This is a genomic window from Knoellia sp. S7-12 (assembly GCF_040518285.1).
Taxonomy (GTDB): Bacteria; Actinomycetota; Actinomycetes; order Actinomycetales; family Dermatophilaceae; genus Knoellia.
The window spans coordinates 4,078,948-4,095,564 of the sequence record NZ_CP155449.1 but is presented as its reverse complement, the minus strand read 5'-3'; the positions used below and the strand labels follow the sequence as shown (position 1 = coordinate 4,095,564).

Below are 16,617 nucleotides of genomic sequence, written 5' to 3'. Positions count from 1 at the left end.
CGGACCCGTCTGCTTACGACACGGATCGCGACTCAAGCACTGGAGTTGGTGACGTTGGGACGCAGAACTAGGCCCACGGCCCGGTGCCGAGCTGCAGGACATCTGCCCATTCGTCCACGATCAGGGGAAAGTCGAATCGGTCAGCGCTGCGTCGTGCAAGACGTGATAGTGGCTCAAAATCACCGCGCTCGGAGGCGTCAAGAATACGCCGCGCGGCGCTGGGCACATCCTCGATCAGAAAATCGGGCGGGAATACGTCCCCGGCCCCCTCTCGTTTCCAAACGACCGGGACAGATCCCGAGGCCATGCCTTCCATGGCAGCCAGGTGGAACGACTCTCGCTCGCTCGGCGAAAGTATCCACCCAATGTTGGTCAACCAATCAGAAACATCAGGACCAGCGTCTTCGAAAAAGACATGAGCAGCCAGCCGGTGATTTTCTCGCAACTCCGCAAAGGCGCCGTCGAACATCGCACGCTGCCCCGGGTCGCCCCACACCCAGTCGAAAGAGTGAGGTGGTCGTCCCTTCACCGACAAGACAAACCGATCATCGACCTTGATCAACTCATTTAGGAGGCTGAGTGCACGATCAAATCGTTTCAGATGGGGAGTCCATCCAAGGAGACCCAAAGTCCAAGGTGCAATCGCCGACTTCGGACGCGACAGATTCCATACATCAATCGGATTTGGAATTACCCTAGTCTTGCTCAAAGATAACCCCCAGCGAGCGACGGCTCGAGTCCGCAGGTGTTCAGAGGGAAAAACAACCGTGTCGACGCAAGCGAAATCGATATCGTCCCCCCAAGGGCCATCAACTTCGTACCCATGTACTCGAACGACCAGTCGTCGATTCCCCTTGCGCGCAGCATGCCAGCCCGCGACACCTGAGGCGAAGTCGACCCAAACTACATCCCTATCGACTGTCGCGCTAATAGAATCCTCAACCCGAGAATAGTGCTGTGTTTCCCAAACGTGTGAAGTGACGTCGACACCTCCACGGCGTTCTAACGCATCAGCAATCGGTTTCGCGAACTTCATGTCATGCGAGGTCACGAGAAGGCAACTGCGATGCGAACCAGCGGCAAGCTGCGAGTTTGACCTCCCGTAGCGAGAGGCAAAGTTCTGGATAGTCTCGCCGAGACCACATCCCATGCCGCTGGCTGGAAATAGAACCGTCCCGCTGAGTGTCGGGAAGCGTAGTTCGAGATGACGCGCCTCCTCAAGGCTGGACACAACGACTCTCTCGACGAGTGCGCCCGTCGTGCCGAAGCGGTCCCAGAGTTCCGAGTCCCAACTAGCTCGTGCCGAATACGGCAGATGAAGCCAAGTGCAACTGGCCCAAGCCGGGTGTAGGCCCGCGTACTCTGCCAGGGCGACGTCAGACGTTGCAATCGCAGCAAGGCCCCAAGCCGATCGCAAACGGCCGAGCCGCCAAAACTGTCTCCCTGGAGAATCTGCGCCCCAAGCCGAGGCGCCTTTGACGCGAATAGACACGACAGGTTTGGCGCCCGCCCAATTGAAATCAACGACACAGTCTTCCAGGTCCCACGAGCTAGCGGTCTCGGTCCTGACGACCCCAGGAGGTTCAACCATCCCGATCTCTACCACCAGTCGCGATGCGAGACAAACCCGCAAACGCAGATCGGCAGGAGTCGCGCGCCCCCCGTCGAGATCGCTGAGGATATCTGGTGGCTGCAAAGCGTCGAGACTCCAAACGCGAGCAGCATTAACCGATCCGTGATCGGCAAGCTCCTGTCGCAGCGCCTCTGGAACGATCACCAAAGCAGCCTGGGAAAGGGCGACGACAGCATGATCACTGTTGGAAAGATAATCCTGCCAGTCATTCGCTCCGATTGCCACGACGAGCCGCCCCGCCAAGAGCGGATTGCCAGCCAGAGCCCTTGCCATTGTCAGACTCCGACAGATGATCCAAGAATCTGAGTCAGTGGCCAACTGTGACGCATGCCAAGCGAGGGCCCGATCGCCGCGATCCGACCGCGGGACCTCCCGAGTCTCAACCTCAAGGACGCTGGTTGAAGCCGCCCACGCAGACGCGATCGATACAAGAACCTCTGACGAGTCCGCTACACAAGCCAAGGACCGCGCACCCACGTCACGTGCCCATGCTGCCACCATGTTGTCGAACGAATCTGCCAAACCCCCTGCCGAACTGCGGGCGTAGATCAGCTTCACTGCGAAAGTTCCCGGGATGTTGACGCGACACCGGATTGCAGAAGGCTGAGAAGAGGATCCAAGAACTCCAAATCGGTCGCCATCTCTTTTGTCCGAATATTGGGCAGGTACTCAACCCCCCGCATCGCGAGGCGGGCGCCCTCATTTCGCCTGCTGACAGCATAGATCGGCAGACCTCGATTAACGAAATGTTCGGAGACGACCCGGAGTGGACCCCAGGGGGCGCCGAACTCATCTACCCAGCGATTCCAGGGCGTGTCGAACACAAATGCCTCGTCGATGACCAATCTCGAGGGATCGTATTCCCTCAACTGAGCCCCCACCGCAGCCGACTGCAGGCCTATGACAGGTCCCAAATGGGCAATACGTTCGGATAGAGTCTGCGAGGCAATTGTCGCGACGATTGAAGTCCATCGTGGACATGGGGCATAACAGTCTATCCCACCTGAAATATCCTCAACCAAGGCCCTCTGTCGCATCACGTCTCGGTCTTCACCTGATTTCCGACGGGTCATCACAGGAGCCGTCGGTTCAAGGCACGATACTGGATACGTTGCAACACAAGCTCCTTCGCCAGGCGCCCGACAATGTCGCGTTGGTGCTGGACCGGCGAATAATCGGAGGGATACCGCCAGTCGGTGGAAAGCAGCAGGTAGGTCGGAGACGCGTTGAAGCAGTCGACTACGTGGTAGCTCATTGGGCGCAGGAACAGTAGAACAGACTCAAGATGAGCCTCGTCCAAGCATTCCACTAGGAGCGCTGGGCGATCGCGTTTCAGAACGCCTTCGGCGCCCCGGAGAACGTCCAGCTCCATACCCTCGACGTCGATTTTCACAAGTCTGACAGTTCGCTCGGCTACATCATGCAAGCCATCGAGTCGACGCACAATCGTGGTGCCTTGAAGATCTACATCGACCCGAGTCTGTCCTAGGTTCTCTTCCTTGCCGCGGACTACCGTGGCGACGCCGTCCGTGTCGCCGAGGGCAAAATTCCTCGGAAATATTCGGCCAGCTAATCGGTTAAGCGCTATATTGCGTCTGAGGACAGAGAAAACAGTCTCTTCGGGCTCTACTGCCAAGACTTCTGCTTCGCAGACCGCAGCCCAGTAGAGGGAGTGGTTCCCGATATTGGCCCCCACGTCGACAACGAAGTCGCCTGCTGAAAGTAGAGGCTCCACCGAATTCAGCAGTTCGGACTCATAGAAGCGACCAGTTGTACGGATCTCCTTGGAGATGTGATCGTTAGCTCCTGCACCGTCGATCAGTACCACCTGATCGCGGTACTCGATTCTTGTCTGATCTTGTGCAGCGATCACGCGAGCATCTCCTCGACCCGGTATTTGATAAAATGATTGAATTCGTCGGAAAAGTGGAATGGTGCCATTCCCCACCGATGCCGTACATCTGTTACGCAGAGAGCATGTGGTACCGCGAAGAATTCGAAACCGATATCACTGGCTCGCGCATAGTACTGCGTCAATTGACTGTTGATGGTTCGTGGATCGAGCATACTTTCGTCAAACGGAAACCTATGCCCTTGGAGACTCTCGCCGGCCCACCTGTGGCGGATGAACCTGACCTTGTGCAACAGCTCTAGAGACCGCAAGTGGTTGGCGAGCCTTTCCATAGCCCCAGTCCAGTCATCGAGATGCCGCTCGGAGCCAAATGTCACCAAATCACGCTTTGCGTCCAGTTGGTCAAGCAGACCAGAGTTCACCAGCTCGAGAGAACGTGTAACTACCCCTCCGTCATCAAACTCCAGATAGCCGTTGCGTTCGTCGACGAAATCCATGAGTAGAAGGTCAATACTCGGAGCAAACGCTTCTATGTCTCCCAGAAGGCTCCCCTTAAGGTCGTCAAGCACCGCATTGCGTTGGAAAGGCGAATCCAAGGCGGGCGAAAGATGTTGCCACTCGTCGCGTTTTGGGGCCATCGCACTTACCAGGCTCTGGCGGCCAGTGTAATTGAGCAGTTCAAGTTTCGGTCCGAGGAAGTGTTCCGCAGCATCCCGGGAGACACAACTGCCATAAATCATGACTCTTCGGGTGTTGTCCGCGAGTGCCTTATCAGTCATGGCGGACCCGGTCCAGTATGGAACGGATGCGAGAAAGGTACGCACTGTCGGAGAAAGTCTCACTTGCGACACTTACTGCATTTGCGCTTTGAGCGTAGAAAGCATCAGGGCGTTGCCAGAACTGGCTCACCAGGTTCGGAATTTCTTGAGCTTCGCAATAGACGGCGCCCGATCCAAAGAGTCTCTCCATGTAGGGGGGAAGCACCACGATGCAACCTGCGGCTAGAGCTTCGAGGGTCGCCATTCCGAAAGACTCGACCAAGGACCGCGAGTGTTGATAGACCCAAAAGTCGATCTCTGTCAGGAATTGATCCGGGTCCTGCGACCCAAAGGGCAGCACGGTCACTCCGAGTTTCTCAAGATCGACAGTCGTCTTGACCGAATCGGCGCCACCGAGAACCCGCGTTTCGAAGATATCGCTTACGTAGGCATTGACGATGTCCTCAGGACGGTCGGGCCATTTGAGGCGGTGGTCGCGAGAGTGACGGCCCACCCTTGGCTTGCGTTCCATCACTCGGCGGGGTTCGAGGCTGATGCGTCTTTGTGGCAGGAAACCAGGCCAGTCCGTTGGGCTCATTTCGAGTGAGGAATCTTGTGCTGCCAGGATATCGCGGATTTGGGGCGACTCAGGAAAGACTGTTGCGGTGGCGCGAAACAGTGTCTCGGCGTTCAGTTTTGCGTGAGCTATGTCGTAGCAAGCATCAGTCCCGTTGATACTCATCGGCGCTGTATTAGCGATTACCGCCACAAAGTCGGCCTTCACGCCAGAAACGAGATTGTCGCAGTACTCGAGAACGCTAGGATTGCGCACGATGGCAATCCTCGTGTGAATCGAATCCTCGACTGCGAGTACTGGGATATTGAGCTCCATGACTACTTCTGCAATCATCGGATTGGCTGGCCTGGGGGCGCGCAGTACCGGGGATGCGACATGCATGATGCCCACGTTCATCCCATCAGCGACCATCGCACGAAGCTCCGCCGCGGTAAGTGACGAGTTTCCGCCCGGGAAGCGAAGGTCTGTGCAGTAGACAGCGTCGAGTGTCGGGAGGTCTGGTTGCCTTTGACCGGGTTCCAGGTTGTTTGGAATTGGGAAAGGGCGCTCCTTTGCTGAGAACTCAACTTTGCCGCCACCAGTTTGCCCAATTGTTTTATGCCAGTTTTGGTAAAAGAGCCCGTAGGTTTGACGCGCGAAGTCGATGCCGCCTTTGCGAATCTCGCCATGAGTCAGCGATCCGGTTCGGGCTCGCATGAAAGATAGTGGGGGCGTCACAACGGCAAAGACCCGTTGCCCGGTGGCTGCATGAATGCGGTCATGAAATTCGGCGTCTGCTGCCCTGTTGAGCTCATCCCAGAGACCCAGTCGGCGCGCTTCAATGCGCCTGATCATGAGTGACGAGTAGTTTTTCTGATTGAACTCGGGGTTGTCGTTGATGCGTATGAAACGACCATGCTCATCGATACGCGTCATGTAGGACATGTTCGCGACCCGTTCTGGGTGGCTCACAAGGTCCTGGACTTGGGTCTCGATCTTTTGCGGGTGTGACCAATCGTCGTCGTCGTGAACGGTGACGTACTCACCACGGGCTTCCGCGAAGGCGCGAAGACGCGCTCGGTAGGCACCTTGATTTGAGTCAAGCCTGATCAATTTGAGGCGTGTATCCGCAGGGGCGAGGGTTTGCAGGGCTTCCCATTCGCTGTTTTTGCTGGAGTCGTCGACGACAATCAGTTCAAGATTTCTCCAACTCTGGCCAAGCACGCTTTCGATTGCAGTCAGAATGTGTCGTGATCCGTTGTGTGTGGGCATCATGACAGTCACAAGCGGTCCGCCATCGACTGCGGTGGCTGGCACGTTTAACCGGGAAAGCAGATCTCCGTCGCCCATATGGAGGTCGATTGGACTGAGGCCGGCAGACTTGTAGTGCTCGCTCAGCTCGCCCATCCATTCATCCGCCCCAGCCGAGGGCGTTGTGACATTGGCCCGAAGGAGAGCAACCTGAATTGGGTTGCTTTCGGCCAGGCCAGCTGTCTTGATGATCTCTTCGAGCTCTGCGTGCTCGCGCGCGGCCTCGAGCTGGTCTGTGTAAATCAGAACTGCGCGAGAGTCAAAAGTGTTCATTCCCCAAATTGCATTGGCAAGGCGGAATAGGTAGATAGAGTCGCGCTGGTCTTGTGCAATCAGATTCTGGTCGGCAACTACTCTCGCTAGGCTGAGCACGGAGCGTGGAATCCAGTCGCGAAATTCCTTGGCCTTCTCCCGTGGTATGAGTCCGTTCTGGACAGCATGCGCTATTCGGATTATGTCGTTGTAGTCCAGCAGTAGGTTAGTTGCGCTGCGTGCGATTGCATCGCGGGCCCGGATGCTGGAGTTTCTCAGTGCGAGATGTTCCAGCACCCGAACATCTTTATGATGTTGGCTTCCGTAAAAGAAATCCGGGCCCAGTCCGACATTAACTGTCGCCTTCATCGCTGAGGCGCCCACGGTCGGGGTTGCCGCCGGTTTCGGAGGCTGCGGCGCGGTGGCCGTCTCCCTGCCGGCCGTGACTGGCCACCCATTGGTCACGCGCTTGTTCGCAACTTCGAGGTCGGCCCGTACTTGGGCAAGTTCTTGGCGGAGCTGAGCCTCGATGCCCTCTCGCAGTGCCTTGGCGTTGAGCAGCTGAACGTGGGCCTTCGTCGCCGCCTCCCGGGCATCTTGCAACTCGCCCTGGAGGGTTCGCACCTCATTCGCGTACTCGTTTATCGGTGCCATGGTTTGCGCGTCCTTGCTGTGACTCGATGCCCGTTCGTTCTCCGGTCCAACACCACGGGCAGTCCTGCCGACGCCAGAGACCTCACGCCCGGCTCTCAAAAATGCTTAGGCCAGGGGTGGTCACGGTCTAGATGACGACATGGGAACTTGCGTCTCCGTAAGCGAGCACACGCGAGTTGGCGAGCAGTTCAGCTGACGATGCCTCCCACGTGTGCCGAACTGAAGTATGCCGCATCTGAACGAAGTTGAAGCGGTCGGCGGAGTACACGCGCCCACCCGATTCGACGACGTCCCGCAGGAAACCGGTGTCCTCGCCGCGACCGACGTCCGCGAAGGGATGAGCCAACGCCACGTCACGCCACGCCACGATCGTGGGTCCCATGACGAGGTCGGTGAACCGGTGCTCGCGTTCGGGGAACCTCAGGATCGTCACGTTCAGGGACTCGAGCCACATGTGGTGCGCCTGCTTCCCCACTACACTTGCCCCTGAATAGTCGAGCGCGTGCAGCTGGTCGCGCAGGTAGTCCGCGCCATACAGATCGTCGTCGTCCATCTTGGCCACGACCTCACCGGACGCAGCCCCGACGAGGCGGTTCAGACACGCACCCAGAGTGGTGGTGGCGGGCTGTGACAGCAGCGTCACCTTCTCCAATCCCAGCTCAGCGGCACGCGAAGGCACGTCGAAGTCGGGCTCGAAGCCGTGGGTGAGCAGCACCAGCTCGACGTCGACGCCACGCTGGGAGGCCACCGTCGTCAGGACGTGATCGAGCTGCTGCGGCCGGTTCGTCGACACCAAGGCACTCACCGTTGGCAGGCGCGCCGCCGGGGCCCCGTCTGCCAGCCCGGCGGCAGCCAGCACGGCGTCCAGCCGACGCGTGTAGGTGTGTTCCTCCCAGATGCGGCGCTGCGCGATGTGCACGGTGTGGTCGCGCAGCTCCGGACTGTTCACGAGCGCCCGCAGCGTCCACTCCGCCTCCTTCTCCGACGCCACCTGCAGCACCTCGTCGGCGGGGAAGAACTCACCGATGGCGCGACTCGGCGTCGACACGACCGGGGTGCCGCACGCCGTGATCTCGAAGATCCGGCGTGCGCACATGCTGGGCGAACCGACGACCGAGTTCACGTTGAGGAAGACCTTGTAGGTGCGGTACGCCGTCAGCATTTGCTGGTAGTCCAGCGAACCGACGACGCGCTCATCCAGCGGCGCCGGGAACTGATAGCGCTCGTCCCCGCCGAGGTAACGGGAAAAGATCTCCAAGCCCAACGGCATACGCGAAGAGACAGCGTCCGCTGCGCCGAGCAGCAGGTCCATCTGCTCGCGGCGCTCCGGGTACTTGTGTGCGAAGTACATTCCCCCGAATCCGATGTCGCGACTCTGGTGCTGTCCAGTGCGCAACCGGATGGGGTTGTGCAGCGACTGCTGGACGGCAAACGGCAGCACCCCGATCCGCTCGTGCCCGAGGTCGCGGTGGTAATCGTCGATACGGTCCGAATCCGTGGTCCACACGTGATCGAACAGGCGAGCCGTGTCGAGGAAGTCGTCGTAGTGGACCGGGTCTTCCTTGTTCCAGAAAACAGTGGGTATGCCGTTCGCTCGGCACCACTGGATCAGTTCAGTCAGCGCGGGGCGGGGGGCCGAGGGGCCGGTGAGGTGGTACTGCCACGCGTCACCGTTGCCGTGCCACGCCGACTCCACGAAAAGCAGGTCAAGCCGCGGTGAGTCGACCTCTTCACGCCACCGATCGGGGTGGAGCGTGACCTGGTCCCACTCGTAGCCGAGAGCCAGGCTGGTGAAGTCGTCGAGGATGACGCCGACCCTCAGGTCGGCACGGCGGGGCGCCCGCTCCGGCAGGGGCCAGGGGGGCAGTTCGACTCCTTTGGCACCGAGCTGGATGCCGCCCTGAGGCGTGTGGCTGTCCAGCTTCATGCGGACACGATGCTTGCGAAGCTGCGCGAAACCGCCCTCCCGCAGGTGCCACAGGGCTCGTCGCAGCTCGGCGAGGCGGGTGGAGGCGCGACCCTTGGTGGGCTCCTGATTCACGACGTCAACATAACGAATGCCCGACCACGTGCGGCCGACCGCAGGCCCGCGCGAGCCCACATCGTCGGGCTGGAGACCCAACCTGTAGCAGAATGAAGGGGTGAAACGCTTCCGGGGGACCGACGTCGGCCTGGGTGTGTTGGCCATCGCCGTCAACATCGCCCTCGTGGTCGCTCTCGTCGTCTGGGTGGGCGGTCGCAACGATGAGCCTTCGCCGCCGCCCACGAGCGCAGCGACCCCTACGGCCACGGCCTCGAGCGCGTCGCCCTCAGGCTCTCCCACGCCGAGCGCTGCGGGTGCGGCCGCCGTTCTGGGCCGCGAAACCCCCACCACGATCGCCGTGCTCGGCGACCAGACCAGCGACGGCACGGACGAATGGGTCTCGATCTTCGCCGAGCTGCTGGGGCGTGACCGCGAGGTGACCCTGCACGAGCTCGACCCGCAGGACCCCACCATCTATGCAAATGAACGGGTCTACGGATCCTCCGGCCCGGAGGTGACGATCTACAACGGCAGCCGCGCCGAGGCGGGCGCTGACTACGCCGCGAAGCGCCTCACCTTCCTCTCGCCCACGAAGCCCGACCTCGTCGTGCTGAACTACGGCCGCAACGACTCGTCCGAATCGGTCGCGGCGCGACTCGCGGCCACCACCATGGCTGTGCGCAAAGCCTGGAAGGGCGCTGTGATCGTGGCCACTCTCCAGCCCCCCACAGTCGACGACGGCTCCAAGGAGGTCCGAGACGAAGTCGCCGCGTGGGCCAAGCAGAGTGGGGTCCAGACGCTCGATGTTGCCAAGGCTTTCATCGACACTGGCGAACCCAACAACTACGTGTCGTCTCGCGACCGGTCGGTCATGACAGCCAACGGGGACCGCCTGTGGGGACGCACGGCATACCGAATGCTTGTGGGTTCCGCCCCGCCAGAACCGGAACGGGAGCCTGCCCCCACGGCGTCGGCCACGAGCTCGGAGACCACCGAGCCAGCGACACAGTCGACGACGAACGTTCCGCGTCAGACGTCCCGCCCCCAGGCCCCAACGAGGCCGAGGAACACGACGACCGTCGAGCCGACGCCGGAGGAGAGCCCGACCTTCACGCGCCGGCCGACCGGGTCGACCACGCCGACGACGTCGCCCTCGCCGACCACGGTGGAGCCGGTGCCGCTCACGCCCCCGGCGCTCGGCGACATCACACTGGCCCCGTGATGAGGGTGATCGGGTGACCCGATCAACGACCGCTCGACCCGACCTGGCAGGTCGGGTCGAGCGGGACAAACTCGGGTCAAGCGGAGCGGTCAGCGCTCCTCGGTGCCCGCGATGAACGCCTCGAGCTTCTCGCGACCGAGGTCGTCGGGACGCTGCTCCGGCGGGGACTTCATCAGGTAGGAGGACGCGGACAGCAGGGCTCCACCGACGCCACGGTCCTTGGCGATCTTCGCCGCGCGGATGGCGTCGATGATGATGCCGGCCGAGTTGGGGGAGTCCCAGACCTCGAGCTTGTACTCAAGGTTCAGCGGCACGTCGCCGAAGGCACGACCCTCGAGGCGGACGTAGGCCCACTTGCGGTCATCGAGCCACGCGACGTAGTCCGACGGGCCGATGTGCACGTTGCGGCTGTCGGTCAGGCCGGCAAGGGCGCCCGTGAGGTTCGACGTGACGGCCTGGGTCTTGGAGACCTTCTTGGACTCGAGGCGCTCGCGCTCGAGCATGTTCTTGAAGTCCATGTTGCCGCCGACGTTGAGCTGGTAGGTCCGGTCGAGCGTGACACCGCGGTCTTCGAAGAGCTTGGCCATGACGCGGTGCGTGATGGTCGCGCCGACCTGGGACTTGATGTCGTCACCGATGACGGGGACGCCGGCGTCCTCGAACTTCTTGGCCCACTCGGGGTCGGAGGCGATGAACACGGGCAGGGCGTTGACGAACGCGACCTTGGCGTCGATGGCGCACTGCGCATAGAACTTGTCGGCCTGCTCCGAGCCCACCGGGAGGTAGGACACGAGGACGTCGACCTTGGCGTCCGTGAGGGCCTGGACGATGTCGACCGGGTCGGCCGCGGACAGCTCGATGGTCTGGGCGTAGTACTTGCCGATGCCGTCGAGCGTGTGACCGCGCTGGACCTCGACACCCGAGGTGGGGACGTCCGCGATCTTGATGGTGTTGTTCTCCGAGGCGTTGATGGCCTCGGACAGGTCCTTGCCGACCTTCTTGTCGTCGACGTCGAACGCCGCGACGAACTCGACGTCGTTGACGTGGTAGTCGCCGAACGTCACGTGCATCAGACCGGGCACCGTGGCGGTGGGGTCAGCGTCCTTGTAGTACTCGACTCCCTGCACGAGCGAGCTCGCACAGTTGCCGACGCCAACGATGGCGACGCGAATCGAACCCATGGTGGTGTGCTCCTTCTTCTTGATGATGCTGCGTGGTTTGCCGTCAATCGGCGTATGCCGTGTGGCTCGGTGGGTCTTTGCGGGGCTGGTTGCGCCCTGGTTGAGGTGGGGCTGGGTCAGGGCTGGGGCCCTGGGTCTGTGGGGTGGCGACGCTCGGCGTCGATGAGCTCGGTGAGCCACCGGACCTCGCGTTCGGTGCTGTCCTCGCCGTGGCGCTGAAGGGCGGTGGTCCAGGAGTCGAGGCGCTCGCGGCTGCGACTGGAATTGGCGCGGACGGTCTCGAGCTGCTCCTCGACGCGCGAGCGCCGACCTTCGAGGATGCGGAGCCGGACGTCGGCCTCGGTCCGGCCGAAGAAGGCGAGGCGCACGCCGAACCCGTCGTCCTCGTAGGCCGCCGTGTCGATGCGCTTGGCGGAGTCCTCGAAGGTCTCCTTGCCGGCGGCGGTGATCTCGTAGACGATCCGGTTGCGCCCGGGTTGCTTGGCAGCCGACACCGGCTTGCCCGTGTCGGTCGACTGGGCGATGAGGCCGCGGTCGAGCAGTCCGGAGAGCGCGGGATAGAGCGTCCCGTAGGACAGTGCCCTGAAGGCACCGAGAGCCTCGTTGAGGCGCTGGCGCAGCTGGTAGCCGTGGGCCGGTCCCTCGTGGAGGAGGCCGAGGAGGGCGAAGTCGAGCAGTTCGGATCGCTTGCTCATGCCTGGCACCTCCTGCTCACGCCGCGCCACCTTGAGGTGACAAACTCGGACCTTGTCACCAACGACTGTACCCGACAGTTATATCGGCGCGATACATCAACCCAGGAGGTGGGGCATTCAGGGGGTGGCGGGAACCGCCTCGGCGAGGAGCTGGGCGAGGCGGGCGGGCTGGGTGAACATCGGCCAGTGGCCCGAGTCGATGTCCACGAGCTCGAGCGAGGTGATCTTCGCCAGCTCCGGGGTCTCACCGCCGGCGATCCATTCTTTGGCCTGGTCCGGGGTGAACTCGGGGCAGACCAGGACAGCGGGTATGCCGTAGCGCCGGTCGTCGCTGAGCTTCACGATCGCTCTGCTCACGCCTTCCGGCACCGCGACCGCTGAGGCAGCGACTTGCTCCTTGGTGGCGTCGTCGATGTCATCGGAGTCGGGTCCAGCGAAGGGCTCCCACCCGGGGAAGGGCATGACCCCGTCGACGACCTCGAAGAAGTCGGCGTACTTCTCGCCGTCGGCAGTCGGGAACCCCCCAATGAAGACGACCGACGCGACCTTCTCGGGCCGGGCGTCGGCCGCCAGCCACGCGAGGCTTGATGCGGCCGAATGCCCCACGACGACAGCGGATTCCGGCGCCGCGTCGACTGCGGCCACGACGGCCGCGACCTGGTCCTCGAGGGCCGCGGCCGCGGCCCCATCTCCCTGACCGGGCAGGGTCATCGCCACCGGTGTGTGGCCGAGTGCAGTCAGCTCGGGAAGGACCGCATCCCAGGCCGAGCCGGTGAGCCAGAGTCCGCCGATGAGGACGATGTGCATGGTGAGATCTCCTTCAGTGGTGGTTCAGGTCGGGGTTTCGTGTTCCGAGTCCTCACCGTAGAAGGTGTTGCGGACGAACTACATCCGGTATGCAGGGGGATTCCCACGTCTTCGCGACCCTCGGGTATGCCGTGCAGCGCCGGTTCTCGTATGGGTCACGATGGGTCGAGCAGGGCACCGTAGCGTCGGCGGGCCCGTGGCACACACCTTCGCCGTCACGGCAATGCTCGACTGGTATCGCGACGGCAATGACGTTCAAGTGCGTCTTCCGCTGCTGTCAACGTGGCTCGGGCACGTCGATCCCGCCTCCACAGTTCAAGAAGGGCAGACTCGTCGAGCGAACCGACGGTTCAGGAGGTGATCAGCAAGTCGCGTGACACGCCGATCCACAGGTCTTGACAATTGCTCCCGTCGCTATGCCTGCGACCAGTAGACGACTCTGAGGACACGAGCAGCCCTTGCCAACCAGCATCATCCACGCATGCGGCGGGTAATCGCGGCCTTACGCCGGCCGCTGGACGGCTAATCCCAGGAAAAGGAACGCAGCGTGGCGCCACTCGCGTAGTAAATGCGCTGGTTCACGACAGCGAGTTGCCTCCCCGTAAGGCCACCTGCTACAGGCGTGGACACCCGAAGGGTGTAGGGGTCAATGGCGTAGATCTTACCGGCCGCTAGATATAGGAGACCGCCGGCATAGACGAGGTCCGCGTTCTTGTGCGTCACTTCATCTCGAGGTTGCTCGGGGTAGATCATGATGTTGCGAAGCACTTTGCCCGTCGACGGGTCGAGCTCCACCAAGCGGGTTCCAGCGGCAGCCCACAGCGAGCCACCGGGCCCGAACGTCAGTCCGCCGAATGCCTGCGCTCCGGCGATGGGCGTTGACTCCCACAGTTTGCGATTGGTCGCCGCATCGTAGGCAAAGACCTTGGCCGACAACTGAGTCGGGGTGGCCCCAATGCCGCCCCACCTCGATGTCCCACCGAAGACCACGTTCTTGGACGCGACCAAACTGACGATGCTTTGATCGACCACTGGCTCTGGCACGATCCGCGGCGCTCCGGTGTCGCCATCGAGGATCCCCAACACGCCGCCGATCTCCCCGTACTCGGGAACGGTGCCGAAGAAGGTGCGACTGCCTGACGTTGCCCAAGCGAGGGGTCGATCCTGATGATGGGTCGGACCGAGCACGGCAACGGGCGCAGGGTTGGTCCCGTCGATCCACGGCTGCGTGGTGTCGTATCTGAAGATCTTCCCGGCGTTGTAGGTGCCTATGTATTGATACCTACCCTTGGCGAGGGATCCCTCAACCTCGCCGATGGCATCCGCGGTTGTCGTGGAGAAGGGATACTGCTGTCGGCTTCCAGTGTCGGCCTCAACGACGCTGAGACTGGCACCGCCGAATCCGCCAACATAAAGACTTCCGCCGGGACCCTCGTCCAGCGCCTTGATCTTCATCTTCGTCGGCGTGAATTTGACCGTAAAAGTGCGCTCCCCAAAGGTGGCCAGGTTGATGACCCCTGTTGAGCCATCCGCCTGGTAGGAGATCAGCCACTCACCCTCGGCGCCGCCCAGAGGCCCCGAATAGATCAGGCGGTCGCGACCCATCGGTATGCGTGTCGGCGAAACCGATGTCTTGACGCCGGTAGACGAGTCGACAGCCCACAATTGCTGGTAGCTGAGGTAGTAGAACGAATTTGTGCCTGGGGCGATCGTCGAGGGCGTCTGCGTGCCCAGGTTGGCGGGAACCTCCCACGAGCCTGAGCGAGTGTCATACAGCCGCCTCTCTCCGGCATACGTGGCTCCGCCCGCTGTCGTACCGCCGGGGGTCTGCACGGCGAGGAATCGTCCGAGGCTGCCGATGGAAGACACGCGCCCTGACGTCACGGGGACAGGCAAGGGGATTTTCACCCTCAACGACGGATTGGACAAGGACACCCGCACAATCGCCGGCTTGGTCGAGCCGAGCCCCACATACGCATAGCCCCCATTGAGGGCCAAGCTACGGGCGTAGTCGTGTTCTGGGCTCACGCTCCCGAAGTCTGTGGAACGCCCGGTGGACGGGTCGTAGGATGCCAAGTGAGCGTCGGGATACGTGGCGACCCATACACGGCCATCGGCGTTCACCTCCACATCCCAAATCATGCTGGCGCCGCCAGCCGGCTTACCCAGGTCGCGTGCGATCCCAGTGCTGGGGTCGATCTCAAAAAGATGTCCTCCCCCACCGCCTGCGTAAATCAGACCACTTTGGGACTTGGCGAGGCCCCAACCCACATTCATGCCCACCAAGGGCACCCTACGTTCGACCTTCCCGGTTTCGATGTCGGCAAGTTGGAACTCGCCGGGCTCACCCGAGACGATGGTGAAGATTTTTGCACGACCGCTGATCGTCGTGGTCCCAGAGGTCGTCGAGTTGGAGAAGCTGTCCAGTGGTTCACCGTGGGCGTGGGAAGTGTAGGTCGGGATAGGAATCCCCTGTGAAGGGAGCAGCTGCATACTGTCCCAGCCACCTGCTGCAAGCCCCGCCTGGGACGTAGAAACTGCAATCGTGGCATAGCTGGCTGTGTAGGGAGCCGTCACCTTGGTATAGACGTCGGTCCAACGGCTCGGTGGTTTCGAAACCGCCACCGACTTGCTGCCGATCAGTTGCTTAGCGCTGGTGTACCAGCGCACCGTCAAGGTGAAGCTCCCAGAAGTGGGATACACCCATGCCCGCAGGTCATGCGTGACGCCGGCAAAAACGGGCACTCTGGAACTCGTCACCGAGGCCAGACCAGTCGTTGTCACATCAGACAACTGCAGGCGCCTGCTACCCGCCTTGGGGCCGAACTCCGTCGAGAATGCGGTCGCGCCTCCCGAGGTGTTGGAGACCCATCCGGGAATTGCCTCGGTCGCCGTGGGAACCGCGTCAAACCCGCCGTTGGGCACCACCGGCGAGATGAGGGTCAAGGCATCCCAATAAACCTGGGATAGGGCACCAACTGAGGAGGCGAGCTGGATCGACGCGGTCCGTGCGGCCGCAGGCGCCGGGCTTCTCAGCTCGAGACGGGACCAGACCATGGACGCCCCGGTCGTCAAGGCCGTCTGGCGACCAACAACCGCCCCCGCAGCGTCATAGAACTGCAGGCTCAGACTCTGCGAACCCTTGACGGTGTACGCGTATCCCTGCAAGTGGTAGGTGGATCCCGGACTGACGGAGAATCTCGGTCGTGCCACCAAGACTGCTTGAACCGCGGAGGTGTCTTCGGCGAGGAGGGACTTGGAGCCACTGATCGCAGTTGTGGACGTCACTACAGCCCTGTTCGGCTGAGGTGCCTTGACCGACCACCCTTGCGGCGACAAACCCACCGTCTCGAAGTCGCCCACGCCGAACGCGCCTGTGACCCGTTCCAAGGCCGAGCCGACGGGTGGGTTTATCACAAGGGAAAGAAGGACGACGACCGTTGCGACGGCCGCCGAACGCATCCATCCTCCGGTTACCCGCCTAGACGTGACGATCGTGATGTTGAACCCCCCGGTATATTGTGTACGCGGGAATTGTAGCCAATTCTGTCCCAAAATCATACTGCGCAAACCTTTAGCCTAGCTTTAGCCTCGATCGTTCACGTGTCGTGACCTGACTCGGTGCCTAAATGCACCAAAGTGCCTGTCCTGCAACGGAATACTTGTACTTGCG

At 61.8% G+C, this 16,617-nt stretch carries 11 protein-coding genes; 1 reads left to right on the top strand and 10 read right to left on the bottom strand.

What is annotated here, in order from left to right; translation table 11 throughout:
- Positions 1-67: 67 nt before the first annotated feature.
- The 6 genes from V6K52_RS19775 to V6K52_RS19750 all read right to left on the bottom strand — a co-directional run bounded on the left by V6K52_RS19775 (position 68) and on the right by V6K52_RS19750 (position 9,057).
- Positions 68-1,858: a glycosyltransferase gene (locus tag V6K52_RS19775; RefSeq protein WP_353951821.1), complete on the bottom strand. Its 1,791-nt coding sequence runs from the start codon at positions 1,856-1,858 to the stop codon at positions 68-70.
- Positions 1,859-2,187: 329 nt separating this feature from the next.
- Entirely contained in the window at positions 2,188-2,478 is a 291-nt protein-coding gene (locus tag V6K52_RS19770) for a hypothetical protein (protein WP_353951820.1), read from the bottom strand.
- A gap of 227 nt (positions 2,479-2,705) precedes the next feature.
- Positions 2,706-3,506 (bottom strand): FkbM family methyltransferase, encoded by an 801-nt coding sequence (locus V6K52_RS19765; protein WP_353951819.1) that lies wholly within the window; start codon positions 3,504-3,506, stop codon positions 2,706-2,708.
- The gene (locus V6K52_RS19760; protein WP_353951818.1) at positions 3,503-4,264 is read right to left on the bottom strand and encodes a DUF6270 domain-containing protein; all 762 of its coding nucleotides are present in this window, start codon (positions 4,262-4,264) and stop codon (positions 3,503-3,505) included. The genes V6K52_RS19765 and V6K52_RS19760 overlap by 4 nt, the downstream gene beginning before the upstream one ends.
- Entirely contained in the window at positions 4,257-7,016 is a 2,760-nt protein-coding gene (locus tag V6K52_RS19755; RefSeq protein WP_353951817.1) for a glycosyltransferase, read from the bottom strand. Before V6K52_RS19755 ends, V6K52_RS19760 begins: the two co-directional genes overlap by 8 nt.
- 127 nt (positions 7,017-7,143) lie before the next feature.
- The gene (locus tag V6K52_RS19750; RefSeq protein WP_353951816.1) at positions 7,144-9,057 is read right to left on the bottom strand and encodes a glycosyltransferase; all 1,914 of its coding nucleotides are present in this window, start codon (positions 9,055-9,057) and stop codon (positions 7,144-7,146) included.
- A gap of 100 nt (positions 9,058-9,157) precedes the next feature.
- Here V6K52_RS19750 and V6K52_RS19745 point away from each other — a divergent pair, with 100 nt between their 5' ends.
- Entirely contained in the window at positions 9,158-10,261 is a 1,104-nt protein-coding gene (locus tag V6K52_RS19745; protein ID WP_353951815.1) for an SGNH/GDSL hydrolase family protein, read from the top strand.
- A gap of 89 nt (positions 10,262-10,350) precedes the next feature.
- Here the strand turns inward: V6K52_RS19745 and V6K52_RS19740 are convergent, their stop codons facing one another.
- The 4 genes from V6K52_RS19740 to V6K52_RS19725 all read right to left on the bottom strand — a co-directional run bounded on the left by V6K52_RS19740 (position 10,351) and on the right by V6K52_RS19725 (position 16,406).
- Entirely contained in the window at positions 10,351-11,442 is a 1,092-nt protein-coding gene (locus V6K52_RS19740) for an inositol-3-phosphate synthase (protein ID WP_353951814.1), read from the bottom strand.
- A gap of 116 nt (positions 11,443-11,558) precedes the next feature.
- Positions 11,559-12,137: a PadR family transcriptional regulator gene (locus tag V6K52_RS19735; protein ID WP_353951813.1), complete on the bottom strand. Its 579-nt coding sequence runs from the start codon at positions 12,135-12,137 to the stop codon at positions 11,559-11,561.
- A 117-nt stretch (positions 12,138-12,254) separates the two neighbouring features.
- Complete coding sequence (locus V6K52_RS19730; RefSeq protein WP_353951812.1) at positions 12,255-12,944, bottom strand: alpha/beta hydrolase; 690 nt, start codon at positions 12,942-12,944, stop codon at positions 12,255-12,257.
- A gap of 522 nt (positions 12,945-13,466) precedes the next feature.
- Positions 13,467-16,406, bottom strand: coding sequence for a hypothetical protein (locus tag V6K52_RS19725; protein ID WP_353951811.1), 2,940 nt, complete (start codon positions 16,404-16,406; stop codon positions 13,467-13,469).
- Positions 16,407-16,617: the final 211 nt, after the last annotated feature.